Annotated in this window: 24 protein-coding genes and 1 tRNA gene; 18 read left to right on the top strand and 7 right to left on the bottom strand. The window is 26.6% G+C overall.

The genetic code is table 4. The features are described 5' to 3' along the window. Positions 1–9 precede the first annotated feature (9 nt). From whiA to tyrS, 6 genes are all read left to right on the top strand, one after another. The gene (gene whiA / locus AAHM98_RS06930; RefSeq protein WP_342276125.1) at positions 10–957 is read left to right on the top strand and encodes a DNA-binding protein WhiA; all 948 of its coding nucleotides are present in this window, start codon (positions 10–12) and stop codon (positions 955–957) included. A 37-nt stretch (positions 958–994) separates the two neighbouring features. Beyond that, on the top strand, positions 995–1303 hold the full coding sequence (locus AAHM98_RS06925) for a helix-turn-helix transcriptional regulator (protein ID WP_342276124.1): 309 nt from the start codon (positions 995–997) through the stop codon (positions 1301–1303). Positions 1304–1512: 209 nt separating this feature from the next. Then, positions 1513–2109, top strand: a complete 597-nt coding sequence (locus tag AAHM98_RS06920) for a lipoprotein (RefSeq protein ID WP_342276123.1) — start codon at positions 1513–1515, stop codon at positions 2107–2109. A gap of 31 nt (positions 2110–2140) precedes the next feature. Continuing rightward, on the top strand, positions 2141–3151 hold the full coding sequence (locus tag AAHM98_RS06915) for a hypothetical protein (RefSeq protein ID WP_342276122.1): 1011 nt from the start codon (positions 2141–2143) through the stop codon (positions 3149–3151). A 203-nt stretch (positions 3152–3354) separates the two neighbouring features. Then, entirely contained in the window at positions 3355–3537 is a 183-nt protein-coding gene (locus AAHM98_RS06910; protein ID WP_342276121.1) for a hypothetical protein, read from the top strand. A gap of 8 nt (positions 3538–3545) precedes the next feature. Then, on the top strand, positions 3546–5162 hold the full coding sequence (tyrS, locus tag AAHM98_RS06905; RefSeq protein WP_342276120.1) for a tyrosine--tRNA ligase: 1617 nt from the start codon (positions 3546–3548) through the stop codon (positions 5160–5162). A 160-nt stretch (positions 5163–5322) separates the two neighbouring features. On the opposite strand, the gene rpsD is transcribed toward tyrS, so the two are convergent. The 5 genes from rpsD to AAHM98_RS06880 form a co-directional block, all read right to left on the bottom strand. Continuing rightward, a complete protein-coding gene (rpsD, locus tag AAHM98_RS06900; RefSeq protein ID WP_342276119.1) occupies positions 5323–5934 on the bottom strand; it encodes a 30S ribosomal protein S4 in 612 nt (203 codons plus the stop codon). Positions 5935–6488: 554 nt separating this feature from the next. Further along, complete coding sequence (locus AAHM98_RS06895) at positions 6489–6932, bottom strand: hypothetical protein (RefSeq protein WP_342276118.1); 444 nt, start codon at positions 6930–6932, stop codon at positions 6489–6491. Positions 6933–7332: 400 nt separating this feature from the next. Further along, positions 7333–7533 (bottom strand): hypothetical protein, encoded by a 201-nt coding sequence (locus AAHM98_RS06890; protein WP_342276117.1) that lies wholly within the window; start codon positions 7531–7533, stop codon positions 7333–7335. Between the two features lie 97 nt (positions 7534–7630). Then, the gene (locus AAHM98_RS06885; protein WP_342276116.1) at positions 7631–7963 is read right to left on the bottom strand and encodes a hypothetical protein; all 333 of its coding nucleotides are present in this window, start codon (positions 7961–7963) and stop codon (positions 7631–7633) included. Between the two features lie 16 nt (positions 7964–7979). Further along, the gene (locus tag AAHM98_RS06880; protein ID WP_342276115.1) at positions 7980–8594 is read right to left on the bottom strand and encodes a hypothetical protein; all 615 of its coding nucleotides are present in this window, start codon (positions 8592–8594) and stop codon (positions 7980–7982) included. Positions 8595–9296: 702 nt separating this feature from the next. On the opposite strand from AAHM98_RS06880, the gene AAHM98_RS06875 reads away from it, so the two are divergent. The 6 genes from AAHM98_RS06875 (at position 9297) to AAHM98_RS06850 (ending at position 12277) form a co-directional block, all read left to right on the top strand. Further along, positions 9297–9896 carry a hypothetical protein gene (locus AAHM98_RS06875; RefSeq protein ID WP_342276114.1) on the top strand — a complete coding sequence of 200 codons (600 nt, stop codon included), beginning with the start codon at positions 9297–9299 and terminating at the stop codon, positions 9894–9896. A 59-nt stretch (positions 9897–9955) separates the two neighbouring features. Next, positions 9956–10456 carry a hypothetical protein gene (locus AAHM98_RS06870; protein WP_342276113.1) on the top strand — a complete coding sequence of 167 codons (501 nt, stop codon included), beginning with the start codon at positions 9956–9958 and terminating at the stop codon, positions 10454–10456. Positions 10457–10829: 373 nt separating this feature from the next. Continuing rightward, positions 10830–10906, top strand: a tRNA-Ile gene (locus AAHM98_RS06865). 343 nt (positions 10907–11249) lie between these two features. Beyond that, the gene (locus AAHM98_RS06860; protein ID WP_342276112.1) at positions 11250–11504 is read left to right on the top strand and encodes a hypothetical protein; all 255 of its coding nucleotides are present in this window, start codon (positions 11250–11252) and stop codon (positions 11502–11504) included. A gap of 8 nt (positions 11505–11512) precedes the next feature. Continuing rightward, positions 11513–11950 carry an ATP-binding cassette domain-containing protein gene (locus AAHM98_RS06855; RefSeq protein WP_342276111.1) on the top strand — a complete coding sequence of 146 codons (438 nt, stop codon included), beginning with the start codon at positions 11513–11515 and terminating at the stop codon, positions 11948–11950. A 108-nt stretch (positions 11951–12058) separates the two neighbouring features. Next, entirely contained in the window at positions 12059–12277 is a 219-nt protein-coding gene (locus tag AAHM98_RS06850) for a hypothetical protein (RefSeq protein ID WP_342276110.1), read from the top strand. Between the two features lie 234 nt (positions 12278–12511). Here the strand turns inward: AAHM98_RS06850 and AAHM98_RS06845 are convergent, their stop codons facing one another. Next, positions 12512–12685: a hypothetical protein gene (locus AAHM98_RS06845; protein WP_342276109.1), complete on the bottom strand. Its 174-nt coding sequence runs from the start codon at positions 12683–12685 to the stop codon at positions 12512–12514. A 48-nt stretch (positions 12686–12733) separates the two neighbouring features. Here AAHM98_RS06845 and AAHM98_RS06840 point away from each other — a divergent pair, with 48 nt between their 5' ends. From AAHM98_RS06840 to AAHM98_RS06815, 6 genes are all read left to right on the top strand, one after another. After that, positions 12734–12985: a hypothetical protein gene (locus AAHM98_RS06840; protein ID WP_342276108.1), complete on the top strand. Its 252-nt coding sequence runs from the start codon at positions 12734–12736 to the stop codon at positions 12983–12985. 153 nt (positions 12986–13138) lie between these two features. Then, positions 13139–13327 (top strand): hypothetical protein, encoded by a 189-nt coding sequence (locus AAHM98_RS06835; RefSeq protein ID WP_342276107.1) that lies wholly within the window; start codon positions 13139–13141, stop codon positions 13325–13327. A 4-nt stretch (positions 13328–13331) separates the two neighbouring features. Beyond that, the gene (locus tag AAHM98_RS06830; RefSeq protein ID WP_342276106.1) at positions 13332–13691 is read left to right on the top strand and encodes a hypothetical protein; all 360 of its coding nucleotides are present in this window, start codon (positions 13332–13334) and stop codon (positions 13689–13691) included. Positions 13692–13825: 134 nt separating this feature from the next. Beyond that, a complete protein-coding gene (locus tag AAHM98_RS06825; RefSeq protein ID WP_342276105.1) occupies positions 13826–15664 on the top strand; it encodes an MATE family efflux transporter in 1839 nt (612 codons plus the stop codon). 151 nt (positions 15665–15815) lie between these two features. Continuing rightward, positions 15816–16202 (top strand): lipoprotein, encoded by a 387-nt coding sequence (locus AAHM98_RS06820; RefSeq protein ID WP_342276104.1) that lies wholly within the window; start codon positions 15816–15818, stop codon positions 16200–16202. 396 nt (positions 16203–16598) lie between these two features. Continuing rightward, a complete protein-coding gene (locus AAHM98_RS06815) occupies positions 16599–17903 on the top strand; it encodes a hypothetical protein (protein WP_342276103.1) in 1305 nt (434 codons plus the stop codon). Between the two features lie 82 nt (positions 17904–17985). On the opposite strand, the gene AAHM98_RS06810 is transcribed toward AAHM98_RS06815, so the two are convergent. After that, a complete protein-coding gene (locus AAHM98_RS06810; RefSeq protein ID WP_342276102.1) occupies positions 17986–18807 on the bottom strand; it encodes a phosphotransferase in 822 nt (273 codons plus the stop codon). Positions 18808–18846: the final 39 nt, after the last annotated feature.

Genomic DNA, 18846 nt, shown 5'->3' with positions numbered 1-18846 from the left:
GGGGTAGTAATGGTGTCATTTACAACAACAGTTAAAGATGAAATTTGTCAAAAAAATTTTAAGCCTTGTTGTCAAAAAACCTTGTTATCCGTCTATACACTAATTAATGGAAAAATTATAAGTCAGCAATGTATAAATTCTGAGATTATAGTTCATAGTTTCCATAATCGAACAACGAGATTAGTGTATAAATTTTTCAAAAATCAATATCCAGATATAAGTTTAAAAATAATAGTAGATGTTTTACACAAATTTGAACGCCCAAAGGTGTATAATATTCATATTAATAATAATGTTGATTTTATTATTAATGATCTTATGTTTTTAGATAAACATCTTTATATTGATAAAGAAAAAACCCAACAGCATTTAGTAAAAGACCATTGTATTAGAGCATATATTGCCGGAATTTTTCTTGTAGTTGGTTCTATCAATTCACCTTCAACTTCTAATTATCACTTAGAACTACAATTTAGTGATGATTTGTTAGCAAAGAAAATAAAAAAAATTTTATTGCAAAACTTTAAATTAACTTTTAAATCAATAAAACGTCGTAATAAAACGGTGCTTTATTTAAAAAAATCTAATGCAATTTCTGACTTTTTAAAAATAATTGATTGCCCACAAGCAGTTTTCGCTTTTGAAGATAAACGTATATCGCGAGAATTATTTAATAATATTAATCGTTTTAATAATATTGACATTTCTAACCAACAAAAATCTTTAAATGCTGCTAATCAACAAGTTGAAATGATTAATTTCTTAAAAGACAAAAAAGTCTTTAGTGAGTTATCATTGAAAACACAAACCATATCAAATTTAAGGTTACAAAATCCAGAAGTATCACTTTTGGAGTTGTGCGATCTTTATCACGAAGCAACTGGTTTTGTAATTACTAAATCAGGTGTTAACCATTTAATTCGTGAAATTAAAAAGAAGTATCAAGAGTCATTATAATTTATTATGACCAGAAATTTATTTTGGAGGAAAAAAAATGGGGAAAATCAATACAATGTTACACAAAAACCGTCAGGATGTTTTAAACGCTTTTGGGAAAAGAATGAAAGTTTTGCGTAATCAAAAAGGTAAGAAATTTTCACAAGAAAAACTTGGAGAAGCAAGTGGATTACATCGTAACTACATTTCAGATGCCGAAAGAGGAACAAGAAATGTTTCATTAGTAGCTATTCTAAAAATCATTCAAGGATTAGATTCAACGATTAGTGAATTCTTTGCACAAGGATTTGATAATGTTGATTCATCTGACTTAATTAGTTTAGGCGATGCTATTATAGTTGAATAGTAGAAATTTATTAAAAAATGAACACCTTTATTATAATAAAGGTGTTCATTTTTTATGTTTAAATGATATTCAAAGGGGTATAAATACCTTTAGGTATGTTTATTTAGGGGATAGATAAGCATATTTCACACTATATATATAATAAATGTTAGAATTTTTCACTAAATAAGTGGTACTTTCAATATAATAGAGAAAGAAGGGTATAATTTATGAGAAAACTACTATCTTTACTAACGGTATTAACCCTTACCACACCAGTTCCATTAAATGTGATTGCCTGTGGCGGGACTAAAACACCACCCGTAGTTGATGAAACTGATTACCTAACACTAGCACAAACAGCCAAAGCAAAAATCCAAACAGAATTTGCTAATTTGGTTAATGAGGGATTAAATCTCCGAAAAGTTGGTGATGTTACAGGTGGTGACGCCATTATGACATATTTACGAGGTACTAAGAAAGATACAGATACAGATACACGAATTACTGAAAAAACTAGTAAAGAAACGTTTACTGGTTTCTTAGAAGTTTTAACAGCACAAGTTCTTAAGATTAGTAATAACTTATTGTCTAACTATCCAGAATTAAAACCATTATTTAACGGTATCAATCCTAACGATATCTTAAAAATAAATACCAAAGAATTAGATAATCTACTGACTAACAAACGATTTGATTGAAAGAATAATGATTTTGGTTTTACAGGTTTTAATGCAGAAAAAGAACCATATGAAGTTACTGATTGATATCATATTACTGCTAATTTAAAGTTAGATTTCACATGTTTTAGATGAAAATGCCAATAAAAGTACTACTACTATTACACAATCATATGACATGTACTTTGCCAATGATGGTTCTGATTTAACTAAAGTAGTTAATGCTATTAGTAATAATGTTAAGGAAGAATTAGAGACTCAAAACATAATTAAAGTTCAATATACAACTAATGATCCATTTAATGATAGTTTTATTAATAAAAAAACAGATATTTTAAGTAAAATTAAAACTACTCTTGGAACATTAGTTCCTAGAGTTAGCATTGCTACCACCGAATTAACTAATTTGAAAGATTATTACTACATGAATAGATGAGGAACATTTGCTGATTTTTATGATAAGATAGATTATAATCCTTTAACAATAGAAAATATGCAAGATCATTTAGGTTCAATAACTAATTTTAATAATGCATGAAAAACTCCAGTTGACAATCGTCTTAATGATTTCAAAACGGTATTAGATAAATGAATTGTTGATGAAAAAGTAACAATTTCTCAACCAGATAATGTATTTGTCATTGGTAACTATGAAACTACTAATTGATCAATTGATGGTTTAGAATTAAAAACCATTACTATTCCTTATTATGTGAGTAGTAATAAAACAAGAGTTATTGATACTCAAGACAGTTTAGACATTGTTAATAAATTGTTTGTTGATGATAATCCTTTATTTAACTATCCTAATAATATTTCAAATGATAACAATAAACCATACAATTATTTTAACTTTAATATTTTACCAACTGACTTTGATAATTTTATTAATAAAGATGTTAGTTTACAAGAAATATATGAATACATAACAAATAAAACAACTACGTTTTTAACAAAGCAAGGTGTTAGTGGAAATATCACTTGAGTTAATTCTAATTTTTCTAATTTATTAACACAAAAAATTAACGACATTAGCCACATTAAAATCTCAAATAATCAAATATGAGTAACTAATTGAGCATATGTGTGAAGATTAAATATTAATGGTAATACTTTTGCTTTTAGTTTTGGTAATAATGGTAGTCTATTTTCTATTACTAGTTCTGCAGATGCCATTTGACCTTCTTAACTAAATAGTTAACGGTATTAAATAATAGTGTCATGATAATCATGACATTTTACTTTTCTTAAGTAATATTTTATTTATTTTTTCTTCCTTAATCAATAATTTTACAACTCAGATATTTAATTATTAATTAAATCCAAAGCAACTATTATGACAATACAAAAAGTAACCAATAATACTAATACCAATTCTGAAGATAGAAACATATGAATTTAGTGATATTATCTCACCAATGTTTGGTCTTAGTCATCAAATCATTGTTAGTAGTAAAACAAAACTACAAAAAAATTACCAGTAAAACTAATCAAACCACCAATTATAGTGCTAGTAATGATACAATAATAATTACCACTGATTTATTAGTTGATGACATTTTAGATGAAAAATAGGAGTTACCATGGATAAAACAACAACAAATAATATTATTGAAGAATTAAAATGACGTAATATCTTAAAAGATATTAGTAGTATAGATAAATTAATTAATGCAGGCAAATTAGGTAAAGGAATCTATTGTGGATTTGATCCAACTAGTGATTCACTACACCTAGGAAATTTATTACAAATTATTTTACTTTACCGTTTTGCTACTTTTGGTTTTCAACCAATTGCCGTTATTGGTGGTACAACTGCTATGATTGGTGATCCTAGTGGTAAAAGTAAAGAACGTAATTTATTGAGTGAAAAAGTTTTACAATATAATGTTAAGCAAATTAAAAATCAATTGACATCATTATTAAACTATGAAAATATTGAAAATTTATCAAGTTTAGAACTAATTAAAAATTATCAACTGTTAGATGATAAAGAATATGAAATATTAGAAATGGTTATCAAAAGCATTAACCCAAACAACCAATATCATGGCACATTAGTTGGTATCTTAAAAAATTTGCCATTGCCATGAGAAGAATTAAATTTGCCATTGCCATTAATGAAAAAATTGTATGAAGTTTGTAATTTAGATCCAAAATGATTATTAATCAAAAATAATTTACCTAACACTTCGTTTAAAGAATTATTAAATTATTGTAATAGTTTTGTTCAAACTTGAATCGCCTTTTCAAGATTACCAATGGGAGAAGTTAACAAAAACATTAAACCATTGAAAATTGTTAATAATCAAACATGACTTGCATCATTAACTATTACTACTTACTTACGTGATATTGGTAAGCATTTTAGTATTAACCAAATGTTAAATAAAGAAATGGTTGCTAACCGTTTAGAAACTGGAATTTCTTATACTGAATTTTCATATATGGTTTTACAAGGTTATGATTTTTATAATTTATATACGCAAGAAGAATGTTATATCCAATCAGGTGGTAGTGACCAATGAGGTAATATTACTTCTGGGTTAGAATTAATTAGAAAACAAAAAGGTGATAACCATAATGCTGCTGGAATTACTATTAACTTACTAACTAAATCTAATGGTGAAAAATTTGGAAAAAGTGAAAAAGGTGCCATTTTCTTAGATAAAAACAAAACTTCTGCTTACGAGTTATATCAATTTTTATTTAATCAAGAAGATAAAGATTTAGCAAGTTTCTTTAATTCATTAACATTCTTTAATCAACAACAAATAGCGACCATTTTAGAAATTCATAAAAGTGACATCAAACAACATTATGGTCAAAAGATTTTAGCAACTTTATTAACAGTATTTATTCATAAATTGACAGGTTACTTTAGCGCTATTAATATTACTAATGCTTTATTTCATGATCGCATTCATCAAATGAAAGTTGCTGATATTTTACAAGTATTAAAAGATGTTCCACATTTTAACTTAGCACAAGATGAAACTATCATTGATGTTCTAGTTAATAATCAAATCTGTGCTTCTAAACGAATAGCAAGAGAATTAATCGGTCAAAGTTCAATTATGATTAATGGTCAAAAAGTTAGTGATGCTAATTTTATGGTAAGCAAAAATAATGCTATTAATAAGCGGTTAACTGTTATTAAAAAAGGAAAACGTCATTATTTTGTAGTTGTACATCAATAGAATAATTTAATTATGAGAGAAGAGTACTAGTAGTTGGTTTGGTTACTGGACTTTTAGGAGTTAGTCTACAGTCTTATTCACTTTAAATTTAAAATTAATGCCATAAAATAAAAAATCTGTTATGAAATTCATAACAGATTTTAAAATAATATTTATGGAATTAACTGCGACCGTATGATTCAACAACTAATGCTTCATTAATATCAGTATTTAGTTCTTCACGTAGTGGGTGACGCACATATATTCCGACAAATGATTTTTTGTTAAATTCAACAAAAGGTAATGTTGATGCATTTGTAGCGATAGCTTCAAGAATTTTTGTATTCTTTTGTGCTTTTTCTGTTAGTGTAACTTTATCACCAAGTTTAACACGGTATGAGGCGATATTAACTTTTTTACCATTAACTAAAACATGACCATGGTTTACTAATTGACGAGCACCATTTCTTGTTAAAGATAGTCCTAAACGGTAAATGATGTTATCTAATCTTGATTCTAAAAAGATTAACAAATTAGTTCCAGTAACACCATGCGTATTTTTTGATTCATCAAATAAGTTTTTCATTTGACGTGCGTTTAAACCATAAGTGAAACGAATTTTTTGTTTTTCTTGTAATTGTAAACCAAAGTTAGAAAGTTTGATTCTTTTTTGCCCGTGTTGACCAGGAGCGAAAGTACGCTTCTTGCCTTTAGCAAATTCTTTGCCAGTTTCAAGAATTGAGAAGTTTAACCTTCTTGATTTTCTGAACACTGGACCTGTATATCTTGACATAATAAGTCCTCCCTGAGATTGTATACAAACACAAAGAGAGACTTTAATAACTTCTTATTAAGATAGTTTACAGTTCGCCAGAACAGCACTGGTTACTATTGAGATTAGTAGAATACTAATAAAAAGAATAATCTTTGGGTAAACTATTTGCAACTTAATAATACTTATTTGCTGCTTTTGTGAATGCTTGTTAAATTATAAGATAAGTAGGTGTTTTTGTCAATAGTATAAATTAGACAGGTTAGAATAATTTATAATCCAAATATCATTGATTAATAATTCTTGTTACATTTTCATTTTTTCCATCTTCTTTGATATAAAACCTGCTCATTAATTTATTTTATAATGAGCAAGTTAAATATTGAATTTATTATATGTATTGTGTATTTAAAAAAGAAAAAGAGATAGTTTTACAACTATCTCAGACATCAACACTACATTTAAGCAATCGCATTAAATGTGAGGGGATGTAGACTTATATAATTTATAATGCAATTGAATGAAAAATCAATAGTTATACAAATAATTTTTTTAATTTCAGTTTCTTAACTCATTTACAAATTATCAGCTAGATTTCTAATTTGTAAACCAACATTATTTATTTGCTTTCCATCCAAATCGTTAGTTTCTTTGGCGATTTGTGGATTTCAAGGTTCATTTTCTTTTATTTCTTCTGGTAACAAAGTCTTTAGTTTAACTATTTGCATATTAAAAAATTCAACAATATAAGAATAATAATCTTCTGTAAGTGTTACTAACTTATTTTTATTTTCTTCATAATCTTTAATAAAATTATTAAAATTAACTATTTGTTTACATATTTCATCGCTTGTTTCTGATTTTATTTTATCAAAATCTTGTCGATCACGTTTTATTAGCATTGTTTCAAACAATCTAACATATTCATTAAATTTAGAGATAAAAGAGGCTGCTCCAAAATCAACCTTTTTTAATTCATTAAGTTGTTGTTCATAATAGTTTATTACTCGTTTTGCCATTTTTTACTCCTTTAATTTTAAAATAAAAAACAATAAAAAATCGCTGTTAACTAAAATTAATTAACCACGATTTTAAATCAAATCTTCATTTCTTAATTAATTATATACTATAATTGGTGTAAAATATATTTTTATTTAAGATTTCTGTGCCCTAAAATGAAAAAAGTGTCCCATTCGTCTTTACAATTCAGGATTCTATTTATCTATTTGATAACTGCTGCTGTTTTAACACTAACATAATCGGTGTTAAAGTTAATTGTAAACTCTCTGATTTTGCCTTTCACGCTGAAATCTGTTTTTGATATTTAACCTTTTCATCATTGTTTTTACTTAGATTTATTGATAAGTGATATTTCTGCACATTATCCAAAGCATTAATTCATGCTTGAATTAAAGCACGTTATTCACTGGTAATATCAAGTAATAAATACTTTTGGATTAACTCTTTTTGAATTTGTAAGTTGTCATAAATGGTTTTATAAATATGAATTAGATTTTCTTTATGTAATTTTAGTGTTTGTTGGTTCATTAATAATCTTTGTTCCAAATGTCATTGCTTGAATTCCTTATTAGTTATGTTACTAGGATAATTTTTTTGCATAAATACATCTCTTTTTTAATTTATACCTATTTTAGCACATTTTGCAAAAAGATTCTAAACATACTCTTAGACAGGTTAGAATAAAGTTCTTAACTACTTATTCAATAGCTATTATAGAATAAAAATATTCTAGATAATTTAGTTGAAAGAGATTAAATTGTAAATCTCTTTCAACAATAACTTTTTTGGTCTGTATATTCATTTCTTGAAATAAATTAATCTCAATATAGTTAAATGCATTTAAAATACAAGCAAAATTAAAATCCTTTATGATTTTGTTTTCCTTGATATATGAAATAAATGAGTCATATTTATCTATAAATTCTAATCAATCAGTGGGGTTAGTATAAAAATGAGAAATTAAATCTTCAATCTTTTCTTTTAATATAATTCATTTTTTATTCTTAATTTTTAAAATATTATTATTCAATATTCATGCTATATATTTAATATTTAATACCCACTAGTTTATTTTCTCTAAGCACTGTATCTAAATATGTTTTTCATAAAATCAGTTCATTTTGCATTATTTCTTCTTCCTTAATTAAATAAAAATAAGGAGGAATAAAATCATATTTTATTAACTGAGATATTTTAATCTTATTTAATTTAATAGTATTTAAAAAAACCTTAAACTTTAAAAGGTTTGTAAATAAAAATGTATATTCTTCTTTTTCTTTAGTATTTCTTTCTCATTTAAATTTGGGTAGTACTCTACCAAGAGTATTACTTAATATCATTGTTAAGATAGTATTTAAACCTGTGAAAAGAGCAAAAGAAAATCAAAAGTTGGAGTCATTTGTAGTAGATTTAGTTAACACAGTAAATACAATAGTCACTGCAGGAATTAAAAGAAAAATGCTTAAAAAAATTAAACTTTTAGAATCTTTATTTTTAAAATGATTATTAATTTTACTAATATTTCCATTTCTAAGATAAGATTCTTTTGTAATATACTTATTTAAGATTGAAGTGTCATTAAATCAGTGAATTGGTATAGTAAATTTAGATTGTTCAAATACTTTACTAGTTGTATTAGTAATCTTATTATTTTTTCGCATAGTTCACAAAAAGGTAATAAGAGAAATTATAAGTCATAAAATAATAAGAATAATTAAGAAAAATGTTATAACTTCAAAAGTCAAACTTGAAAAATTAATGTACTTTCTTAAAAGAAAAAGTATTACCCCCTGTAATAAAAAAAATAAGTGTGGGTCATAGAAAAAAATAAAAATTTCTTTTATTTTGAACAAAAGTATTTCTGTAAAATGGTTTTTCCATTTCAAAATGATTCTTAATGTTATCTTGCAAAATTTACCTCTAATTTAAAACTTAATATTTTAATTCATTATAGCATTTCTCACATATAGCATGAACATGTTTTTTATAAAAAATAAAAATTCTTTATTTTGTTTATAAATAAAATTACTATGATGATGAACACCTATAAATATCAAAGGGATTAAAACAATGGAAATAACAATTGGGGCAGAAATAAAAGCACCAAAAACATCCATTGTAATTCTTGAATATGATTAGCACGTGCTTCATGGTCGTTACGGTTTTTAGCAATTTTAATTAAACTAATAATTGATTATCATCCAACTCGATAGACATATTCCGGAACTAATTTTTGTATGTCGTTATCGTAAGATAACGACATAAACTATCCCTTAGTTGAAATTGTAAATATTTTCCATAAAATTCAAATTTAATGTGTTAATATTATTATTACTATTTTATGAAATTTGGGTGCTAAATTTATGAAAAAACAAAAAAAGACCAGCATTACAGCCTGAGGTTTTATTATGTCAGTGTTAGGTGTTGCCGTTGGTTTAGGTGGAATTTGAGGATTTCCTACACAAATGAATAAACACGGCGGGATGTTTTTAATCCCATTTTTCATTGCCTTAATAGTTTGTGCGTTACCAATTTTATTAATTGAAATTAATTTAGGTAATAAATATCGAAAAAATCATGTTGATATTTTTACTGACTTAGCTAAAGTTCCAGGCACATTCTTTGGTTTTTTACAAACAGCTGTCGTGTGATTAATGAGTGTTTTTTATAGTGTTTTAGTTGCTTGATCACTATTGGCATTGGTCATGGCTTTTCTACCAGGTTTAAATCAAAACGGTTTTTTCTTAGACAAACTAATTGGACAAACTAATAGCACTCCGCAAAATTTCAGTCAACTAGGAAATATTAGTCCTTGGGTTTTAATCAGTTTAATTGTCGTGTGAGTACTAACAGGAATCATCTTATTAGGCGGAGTAGTAAAAGGAATTGATTTAGCTAATAAGATTTTTATTCCTGGACTGTTTGTGATGATTGCCTTAATGATGATTTATGTTTTACTTTAATTTTTCAAGTATTTCCTCAAATTTTTGCTATCATTACCCAGCAAACAGGCTTATCATTCTTGAGTCATATGCTAGCAGTTTTCTTTTTCTTGTCAGTGTTCTTTGCTGGTATATCTTCGTTAATTGCCATGGCCGAAACTGTAGTTAATCCATTAATTAGCAAATATCAAATTAAGCGTTATCAAGCATTACTATTAACAATAATTAGTGGATTTGCAATGGGAATTATTTTCTGTTTTAACAACAGTGGTTCGTTAATTGATGGTTTAGCCACGTGAGTTGCTGGGATTTGACAAATGATAATCGGTATCTTTGAATTAGTTGGTGCCATTCTAATTTGAAAATGTTATGATGAACTTGCTGAATTTAATAACAAATATTCTGCTATAAAATGACATAAATGATTTAAATACTTATGTTTAATTGTCATTCCATTAATTATTTTAATTAATTTAGTTTTCGCTTTCTATAAATTATTTAATGATATTACTAGTAATCCATTTGTCTTTTTATTTTTAACCATTGGTGTAACGATGGGAGCAGTTAGTGTCTTATTATAATAATATTAAAAAAACTATTGTTAAGCTCAATAATAAAACCTTGAAAAGGAGAGATAACTTAGAAAATAGTAATCTCATTGAAAGATAATTAAACTCAATAATTAGTTTTTGTATTACAAAGGTTTGATTTATCAAGGTTAAGTTCTAAATCTTGTATAAATTTAAAAAAATAAGAAAAAAGAGTCATGTAAATCCTTTTTATAGTAATTCCAAATGCGAAACTTTAATAGTTAGTATTCAAAAAATAAATTTTAAAGTTTCGGAATATGTTTAATTTATAATTATTAATATTTTTTAAAATTTTAAAAAATATTAATAATAGTTATTGCAATAGTTGTTGAACAAATATATAATATCTCTGTTGTCTCTTTTCGGGGCTATAGCTCAGTTGGTCAGAGCGCACGCTTGATAAGCGTGAGGTCGATGGTTCAAGTCCATTTAGCCCCACCATTAATTTAAAAACAACTTTATTAAATAAACATACCAGTTTATTTTTTTTATAATCAAATTTAATTTTATAGTTGAAAATAACTATTTTATGGAATTTTACACTTTACTGATTTAACGTATTTTTTAGTACTATAAGAGTTAAAAAAGTATGAAATTTTATAAATATTGTTATTTTTTATATAATATTCATAAAACGTAGAATTCCGTTATTTTAAGTTATAATATAACTATTGTGAAAAAACTTATTACAAATATTTTTGTTCTATCTGAGTTAAAACATATTGATATTGATTTGACTATTGCAGACTACATTTAAGTTTAAGTAACATTGAGGAGGAATAAGATGGAAGAAAAAAATCAAGTAGTTGCTACTGATACTAAAAATTCACGTATTAAAAACTTTTTTAGTCGTTATAACCGCAGTATATTAGTTAACCCTGAAGATGTTAAATATGCTATTTTAATTCGTGATTTTAGTAAAATCTTTAAAAAGTTTAAAGCTGTTGACAATGCTATTATTAAAGTTAAAAAAGGAACTATTCACGGTTTTATTGGTCCCAATGGTTCAGGTAAAAGACTACTACTATTAAGTGTTTAGTTAGTGCCATGGTGGAAACAAAAGGTGACTTGATTGTCCATGGTAAACGTTCATGAACAGTTGAAGCTAAAAAACAAATAGGATATATTCCTGAAGCTGCCAGGTTTCCCAAACGAATTACTACTTATGACTATTTAGTATCGATGGGTCAAATTAGTGGTTTAACTTATAAAATGGTCAAAACAAAAACAGAAGAAATTTTGAAGGGATTAGATTTATGGAAATTTAAAAAGCGTAATCCTAATGCTTATTCTTCAGGAATGAAGAAAAAAGTATTATTAGCACAATCATTACTTAATAATCCTGATGTTCTAATTTTAGATGAACCTGCTGCTAACTTAGATCCAACAGCTAGAACAGAGTTATTTAATGATTTAAAAAAATTACGTGACCAAGGAAAAACTATTTTTTTTCTTCTCATATTTTATTTGAGTTGCAACATCTAACTGATGAAGTTACTGTTTTAAACTATAGTAAGGTTGTTTATAGTGGGACTGTTAACAAGAGTGACAGCATGTACGAAATAAGCACTACTAGTAGTAATTGATAAGTTAATGAAAATATTGTTAGATAATAAATTTCACACTGAAGTTCATGAACAGCGCTTGCTAGTAAATATTGAAACCGAAGCTGAAGTTGCTAAAGTCTTAGAACTTGCTATTAATGCTCATATTACTATTACTTATTTAAAATCATATACCGTTGATTTACAAACAATGTATGAACGCATTGTTATTGAAGCTAAACAAAATAGTCAGAAAGGAGGTAAATAGAGATCCCGATATTTCGTTATACGTTTAAGAAAATGTTGTTAACGCCATCAACTTGAATTATTCTTGTGATGACTATTGCTTTTTTAGCACTTTTTAATTCATTACCATTGAGATCATTTAGTAACCTTATCGAGTCTCCTTCAATTGAAGGAGTGTTAAGTATTTATTTACCTCTTTGAAAGATGTTTGTATTTCAAATGTTTTTAGGTTTAATGCTTTTTATATTTATTGCTGTTAAGAGGCAACACAAGTATTTCGTGATGAAATTGATGATGGAACATTATTAATTTTAGTATCAAAACCAGTTAGTAGAACTAGAATTTGAACAGAAAAATTATTTGCTTTACAAACTATGATACTTTTATTTATGTTCTTATCGATTTTTGTTTCTAGTATTTTTATTGCCATTCCTGGTATTGGTTCAGAGGTGCTATTTATGGTAAAATGTTTCCTTACATGTGAATTTTATTTGGTGTGGGAATTATTTTTGATTTAATTATTTCATCAATTGCTATTTTACTATCATTAGTAATGAATGCCAAAGCTATTATTGCTACTATGATTGGTTTTGCAGCATTATTGCAAATATTATCATCATCTTTACTTATGAACCAAATATCTGCTCCAACCCGTGAATATATGCAAGCTTCACAAGCTGCTACTGTCTATAGCACACTGCTAAAAGTAAACTTAGTTCTTCAGATTTAACATGATTAGATAGTTATATTGCTGATCCTACTACTATTAATGCAATTCAAGCAGATCTTAATGCTATTTATACTCAATATATCCATGGTGTAGTTTATCCTGCTGAATACAATTATAAGTTAGAACAAGAGTTTGTTACTAAAATAGTTAAAGGTGAAGAACCACCAACGGGGGGGTATTGATATTGATTTAACTAAACATATTCTTGCTGTTGCTAATGTTTTCCGTCAATGAAATCAACAAAGTTTTAGTGAATTATTAACCGGTCAACGTGTAGGACCAAAAAAACCTTTTGATGGTTCTTCTAATGTTGGTAAAAATATAAGTTGATTACTCAGTTAAACATATGATTGATGGTCTTAATAAAACAATTACGCAAAAAGAATATGAAATTTCTAATAGCCAATTGTTAAAAACTAAAGCGCTACGTTACTTAAACATTTTTTATCATTTGGGATATATTTGAGATGGTATCTCAACATCAGATGGTGGGCGCTTTATTGCATCTGAAAAATATATTAGCAATTATGATCCTTACTTATTTAGTTGAAAGAAAAACGCAAGTGGTGAATATCAAGTAGATACAAGTAAGAAAGCTGATAGTAAAATTATTAGTTTTACTGCTGACTTGACTGTTTACCTTATTATTGGATTAATCTTGTTTGGTTTATCATGATTTGTTTTTAACCGCAAAGACTTTGCATAAACTACCAATAATTATTATTTAATATTTAAAACCAACATCAGAAACTGTTGGTTTTTTTACTTTATCTATATTCTAATTTTTCTTAATGAAATCATGTATTATTAATAATAAAGCTTATTTATGAGGGTGAAAAAATGAAACATATTGGATTTAAAATTAGCAATAAATCACAATCTCATAAATTTAGCAGTTTTTTTGCTACTAAAAAATGATACTTATTAGCATTAATGGTTATTATCCCTGCTGTTTTACAACAAATATTATCAGCATCTATGAACTTATTAGATAATATTATGGTTGGTAATTTAAGTGATAGGTTTATTTCTGATTTAAATCCCATGAATGATCATATTAAAAATATTTTTACTGAATTAGGGTTATGGCAGAATAGAGATTGATGAGTTAATAATGGGTTAGAACATTTTTTTCAATTACATTATTCAGCAGCTCAAATTGCCGTATCAGGGGTCACAGGTTCTAATCAAATTTTTGTTATTATCTTTGCCATCATGGGTGGTTTTATTAATGCAGTGGGTATCTTTGGCGCTCAGTTTTATGGTGCTGGTCGATATGGGCCCTTACGACAAACAGTACGAATGAAAATTATTTTTGGTTTCTTAGTTGGGACATTAGTTATTATTTTATCTTATACGATTGGAACTTATTTAATTTCTTATACAACAAGTCCCTTAACTGCTTTGGAGAAGTTTAATGAATTGTGTAATGCTAAAGGTTTGAATAACAATGACATTGAACGTTTAAAAAGTATTCTTGACTATAATAATCCATATGCTGCAAATGATATTACTAACTTTATAAATGCTAAGGGTATTGCCAAAGATGATGTGCAATTTACGCAAATTATTTTACGTTACTATGAATATCGTTCTGCACAATTAGCTACTATTCAAGGAGTTAGTTATAATCAATGAATTGTTTTTTCTTATCCATTGTTAGGGATTAACTTCGCTTTTGTTTCAGTGTTTCGTGAAACCAAACGTGGTTACATTCCGTTATTGTTAACATTCGTATCAGTAATTATTAACTTTTTATTAAACTTAATTTTAATTAATGGTTTAGGTGCTTTTGATGGAATTGGAGCTAGAGGTTCAGCAGTAGCAACATTAACGGCACGGATTGTTCAGTTGGCATTAATTAGTGGTTTTGTTATGTGGAAGAAGTATGAATTTCAACCTAAGATTTTAAAAATGTTTAAAATTAGACGTGATTTATTTAAAAAGATTTTAATTAAAGCATGACCATTAATGTTGAATGATTTATCATTTGCTGTTGCTTCAACGATGATTATTCGTTTAATTTCACAATGAAGTTTTGACGCATTAAGTGGTTCAGCCATTGCCTCAACAATTAATACGATGTTTTATACGCTTTATATTGGATTTGGTATTGCCTCCTCGGTGCTGATTGCTAATCGGTTGGGAACTAATGATATAGTTGGTGCTAAATATAACGCAAAACATTTAATTCGATTAGGATTTATGGTGTCATTAGGATTTGCTGGTTTACTGGTGCTTTCTTCATTCTTTTTACCACAATTATTATTTAGCGCTACGAGTGAAGCTTTACGAATTTCTAGTTGAATGATGCGGATTGATGCTATGGTGTTTAGCGCATATACTATTCTATATACTTGTATTTATGCATTCAGAGCGGGAGGATTAGGAATTACAGTATTATTAGTAGACAGTTGCTTTACTTGAATTTTTACAGTTTTAGTTTTAGTTTTACAAGTAAAATATAGTCCTTTAGATATTATTTTTATTTATGGAATTATGCGTACTGCTGATGTGGTGAAAATGATATTAGTATGATTTATTTATCATTATGGAAAATGAGCACGGAACTTAGCTGGTAATATGAATAAACCATATCCCGAAGCACCACCACCAATGATTATTGCTGCTAGTGAACAAGGAAAATCTAAAGATAAAGTGAAGATTGCTAACTTTTAATTAAAAAACGTTATTAGAAGGGTTATCTTCGATGTTGAAAAATTTCAAATTAAACATTCTGTCATTTTTGTAAAAACATGCCTTATAACACTTATGTGAATAACTATTGCAGAAATTATGTAAAATAATGCATATAAGGGGGTATTAAAATATGAGAAAAATACTAAGTATTTTAGGAGCAACTTTTTTAAGCATAACAACCAGTGCTGGTGTTGCGGCATGTGATAAAAGAGAAAAACCAATCTCACTAGCAACAAAAATTGATATTTCAAATAAAATTCCAAGTATTGTAAATTTAGGTCAACTTGTAACAAAAAATGTAGCTGTATTTAAAATTGAATTACAAAAGCAGTTAAGAAATTTAAATGAATTAAAAACAATTCAAACTACTGATTTTGCTATTTACAAAGCTGGTAAATATATAGTTGATTTACAAACTTGAGATATTTTTCATAATTCTTCATTAGATATTAAAATTATTGCTAACGGTAATCACTTTGTTGGTACTGCAAACAATATTAGAGTTAACTACAGTTAGTAACTGTTTAATATTCTATTAGTTAAATGCTTAACTAAAAGTGGTAAAATATAAACTTATAATATTCTTTTGATACTTGCTTATTTTTTTAAAACAATTTTAGTGTTATTATATGCGTTTCTCTATTAAATTTTCAATAATCTTTTTAGTTTATAACTAAAGTCATAGTACATTATAAAGTGTTAATTATATTAATAATTAAAACTAATAAGTTTATTTAATCATTAAAATTCGCTTAAAATTCATTCTATACATGTTGTCTTATAGAAAAAATTAGCCCATCACTACTTCTCTACAAAATCAAAGACAATTTCCTTTTTTAAGTCATAACCATCTTATAGCATTTTTTATGATAAAATTTATTATATAAAGTTGTAGATGTTATGGGGTTTTAATATGGAAAAACAAACTATTAGGCAACAAAATAATACTAATGACATAAAACCAACTACTGAAGTTGTTACAACAGTGGTTAGAAATAATATTAAAGGTTTTATTCGCGGTGGTATCATTATTAGTTCAGCATTAATTAGTATTACCTTTATTATTAGTTGAATATTATGACTAACGCTTTTTCGAAACGATATTAATGAGATAATTGCTGTTGTTAATGCAGTAATTACTAAGAATGGTATTACCTTTAATCTTACCTTTCAAACTTTAACTATTGCTACTTTAAGTTTTGCAATTGTCACATTAGGAGTTACTACTTTTCCTTTCATATTTTTAAAAAAGAAAAGTATAATTACATTAATTTTAGGAATTTTGATGCTAGTAATTTCGGTATTATTAATTACTGTTACTACTTCATTTGGCATTTTTGTCTATTGTAATTTTCACAACTATGTTATTAGTAAAAATAGTATCGTTGATATTTTGTTTTTTGCTATTCCTATAGGTTTGGAAATGCTTTATTGTGTCGTTTTAGTGTTGTTTTGCACATTACTAATTTTTACGAGTTTTAAAAATAAAAAAAAGATGTTTGAATTAGAAATTCCCGTTGTTAGCAAAACTAAGGAAAAAAATTCATTAGTTAGTCAAGGTATGTCACTTTTTTCAGAACCAAGTTCAGAATCAATATCATTTGTTGAACCAACTATAGATACCAATCAAATCACTAATGGTCAAACTTCACCAAATACTCCTGTTGGTCAACAAGGTATTAATATTGTTATTACTAATAACTCTTCTTTACCACAATCTCCCACTCAAACACCAGTTCCAGTTATTCCACTAGTCCCAAATACTCCTGTATTTAATCAGCAATCTCCCACTCAAACACCAGTTCCAACTCCACTAGTCTCAAATACTCCTTCTAATCGGCACTATCCCCAGTCAGAGCTAACGACAGGCGAAATGGTATGGTCTACTCAACAAATTGAAGACGTATGAAATAAAGGTGAAATTATTCCTAACTTTAATCCTTCACTCTACCGCAAAGATTATGGTGGTGCCTTAATATATAAGAATAGTTTTCTTAATCATGCTCGTTTAAACGATGATATTAAAAGTTTTAACTGAACTATTATTCATCAAAAACCACTATCATCTGGTGGTGCTAACAATATTAGCAATTTAGTACCTTTAAACAATACCAACGCTATTAGTAAAGCAAATAATTATCCTAAATGAAAAACAACTGTTACTTATAATGGTAAAGAAAATGTCTTTAAAGAAAAATCTTGAAAAGATAAAAAATAGACTTATTTCGTAACTAAAATAGGTATCTGGTTAGTTAAGCTGAATAAATATTTTAGTCTTTACCACCAAAAGTAACCATTAATTAACTTAAATTATTACTATATATCATTAAATTTTCTAGTTTATTATTACTAATATCTTGATAAATTGATATATTAGTTTGTTTATACAAATAACAAGCCCAGTAATATCAAATTAAATCTTGATAAGCCATTCATTTTTTAACGATTGTTATTTGCTCATCAGTTAAATTGAAGCACGCAAATCAAATATTAACATCAGTATCATTAGTTAATGTTTCAGAAGCAAAAGAAGCAATATCAAATAATGGATCATTCCAACAAGCAAAATCTCAATCAATAATATACCATTGATTATTATTTTTTACAAAATTATTAATACTTAAATCATTATGGCATAATACTAACTTTTCTGGTTGGTAAGTTGTAATTCAAGTAGTAATACTTGTTTTAATTTTAGTTAAATCAACTGTACAAGTAACTAAATCACAATAAGATTTTAATTGTTCTAAACCATTTCACGTAATAATATTTAAATTGTTATCATAGTTAATTTTATGTAATTGTTTTACTAAATTAGATAAAGTAGTTAATATTTCGTCATAAATTGGCTGTTCTACTAAAGTTATTAAATCATGATAGTAGGGCATTAATGTTAGTAATCTATTATTTTGAATATTAATTTCAATAATTGGTAATGTAAATTTTTGTCATTGGATTAATCGGACAACTTTAATTTGATTTTCTGTATTTAAAAATGGTTGCTTAATATTTTTACTTTGTTTTAAAAAATATTGTTGATTAACTAAGAATAAATCATTAGTTAGTCCTTTATTCATTAATTGTTCACATTGGAGGGGTGACTTTATAGTTTTAAATTTCATGTGATTCACCTTTTCAATTTATTTGTATCTATCTCAATA

Origin of the sequence: Spiroplasma endosymbiont of Nebria brevicollis, from assembly GCF_964030895.1 — a bacterium.
GTDB lineage: Bacteria > Bacillota_I > Bacilli_A > Mycoplasmatales > VBWQ01 > Spiroplasma_E.
The sequence above is the reverse complement of the archived record's forward strand: the minus strand, read 5'-3'. Positions and strand labels throughout refer to the sequence as shown.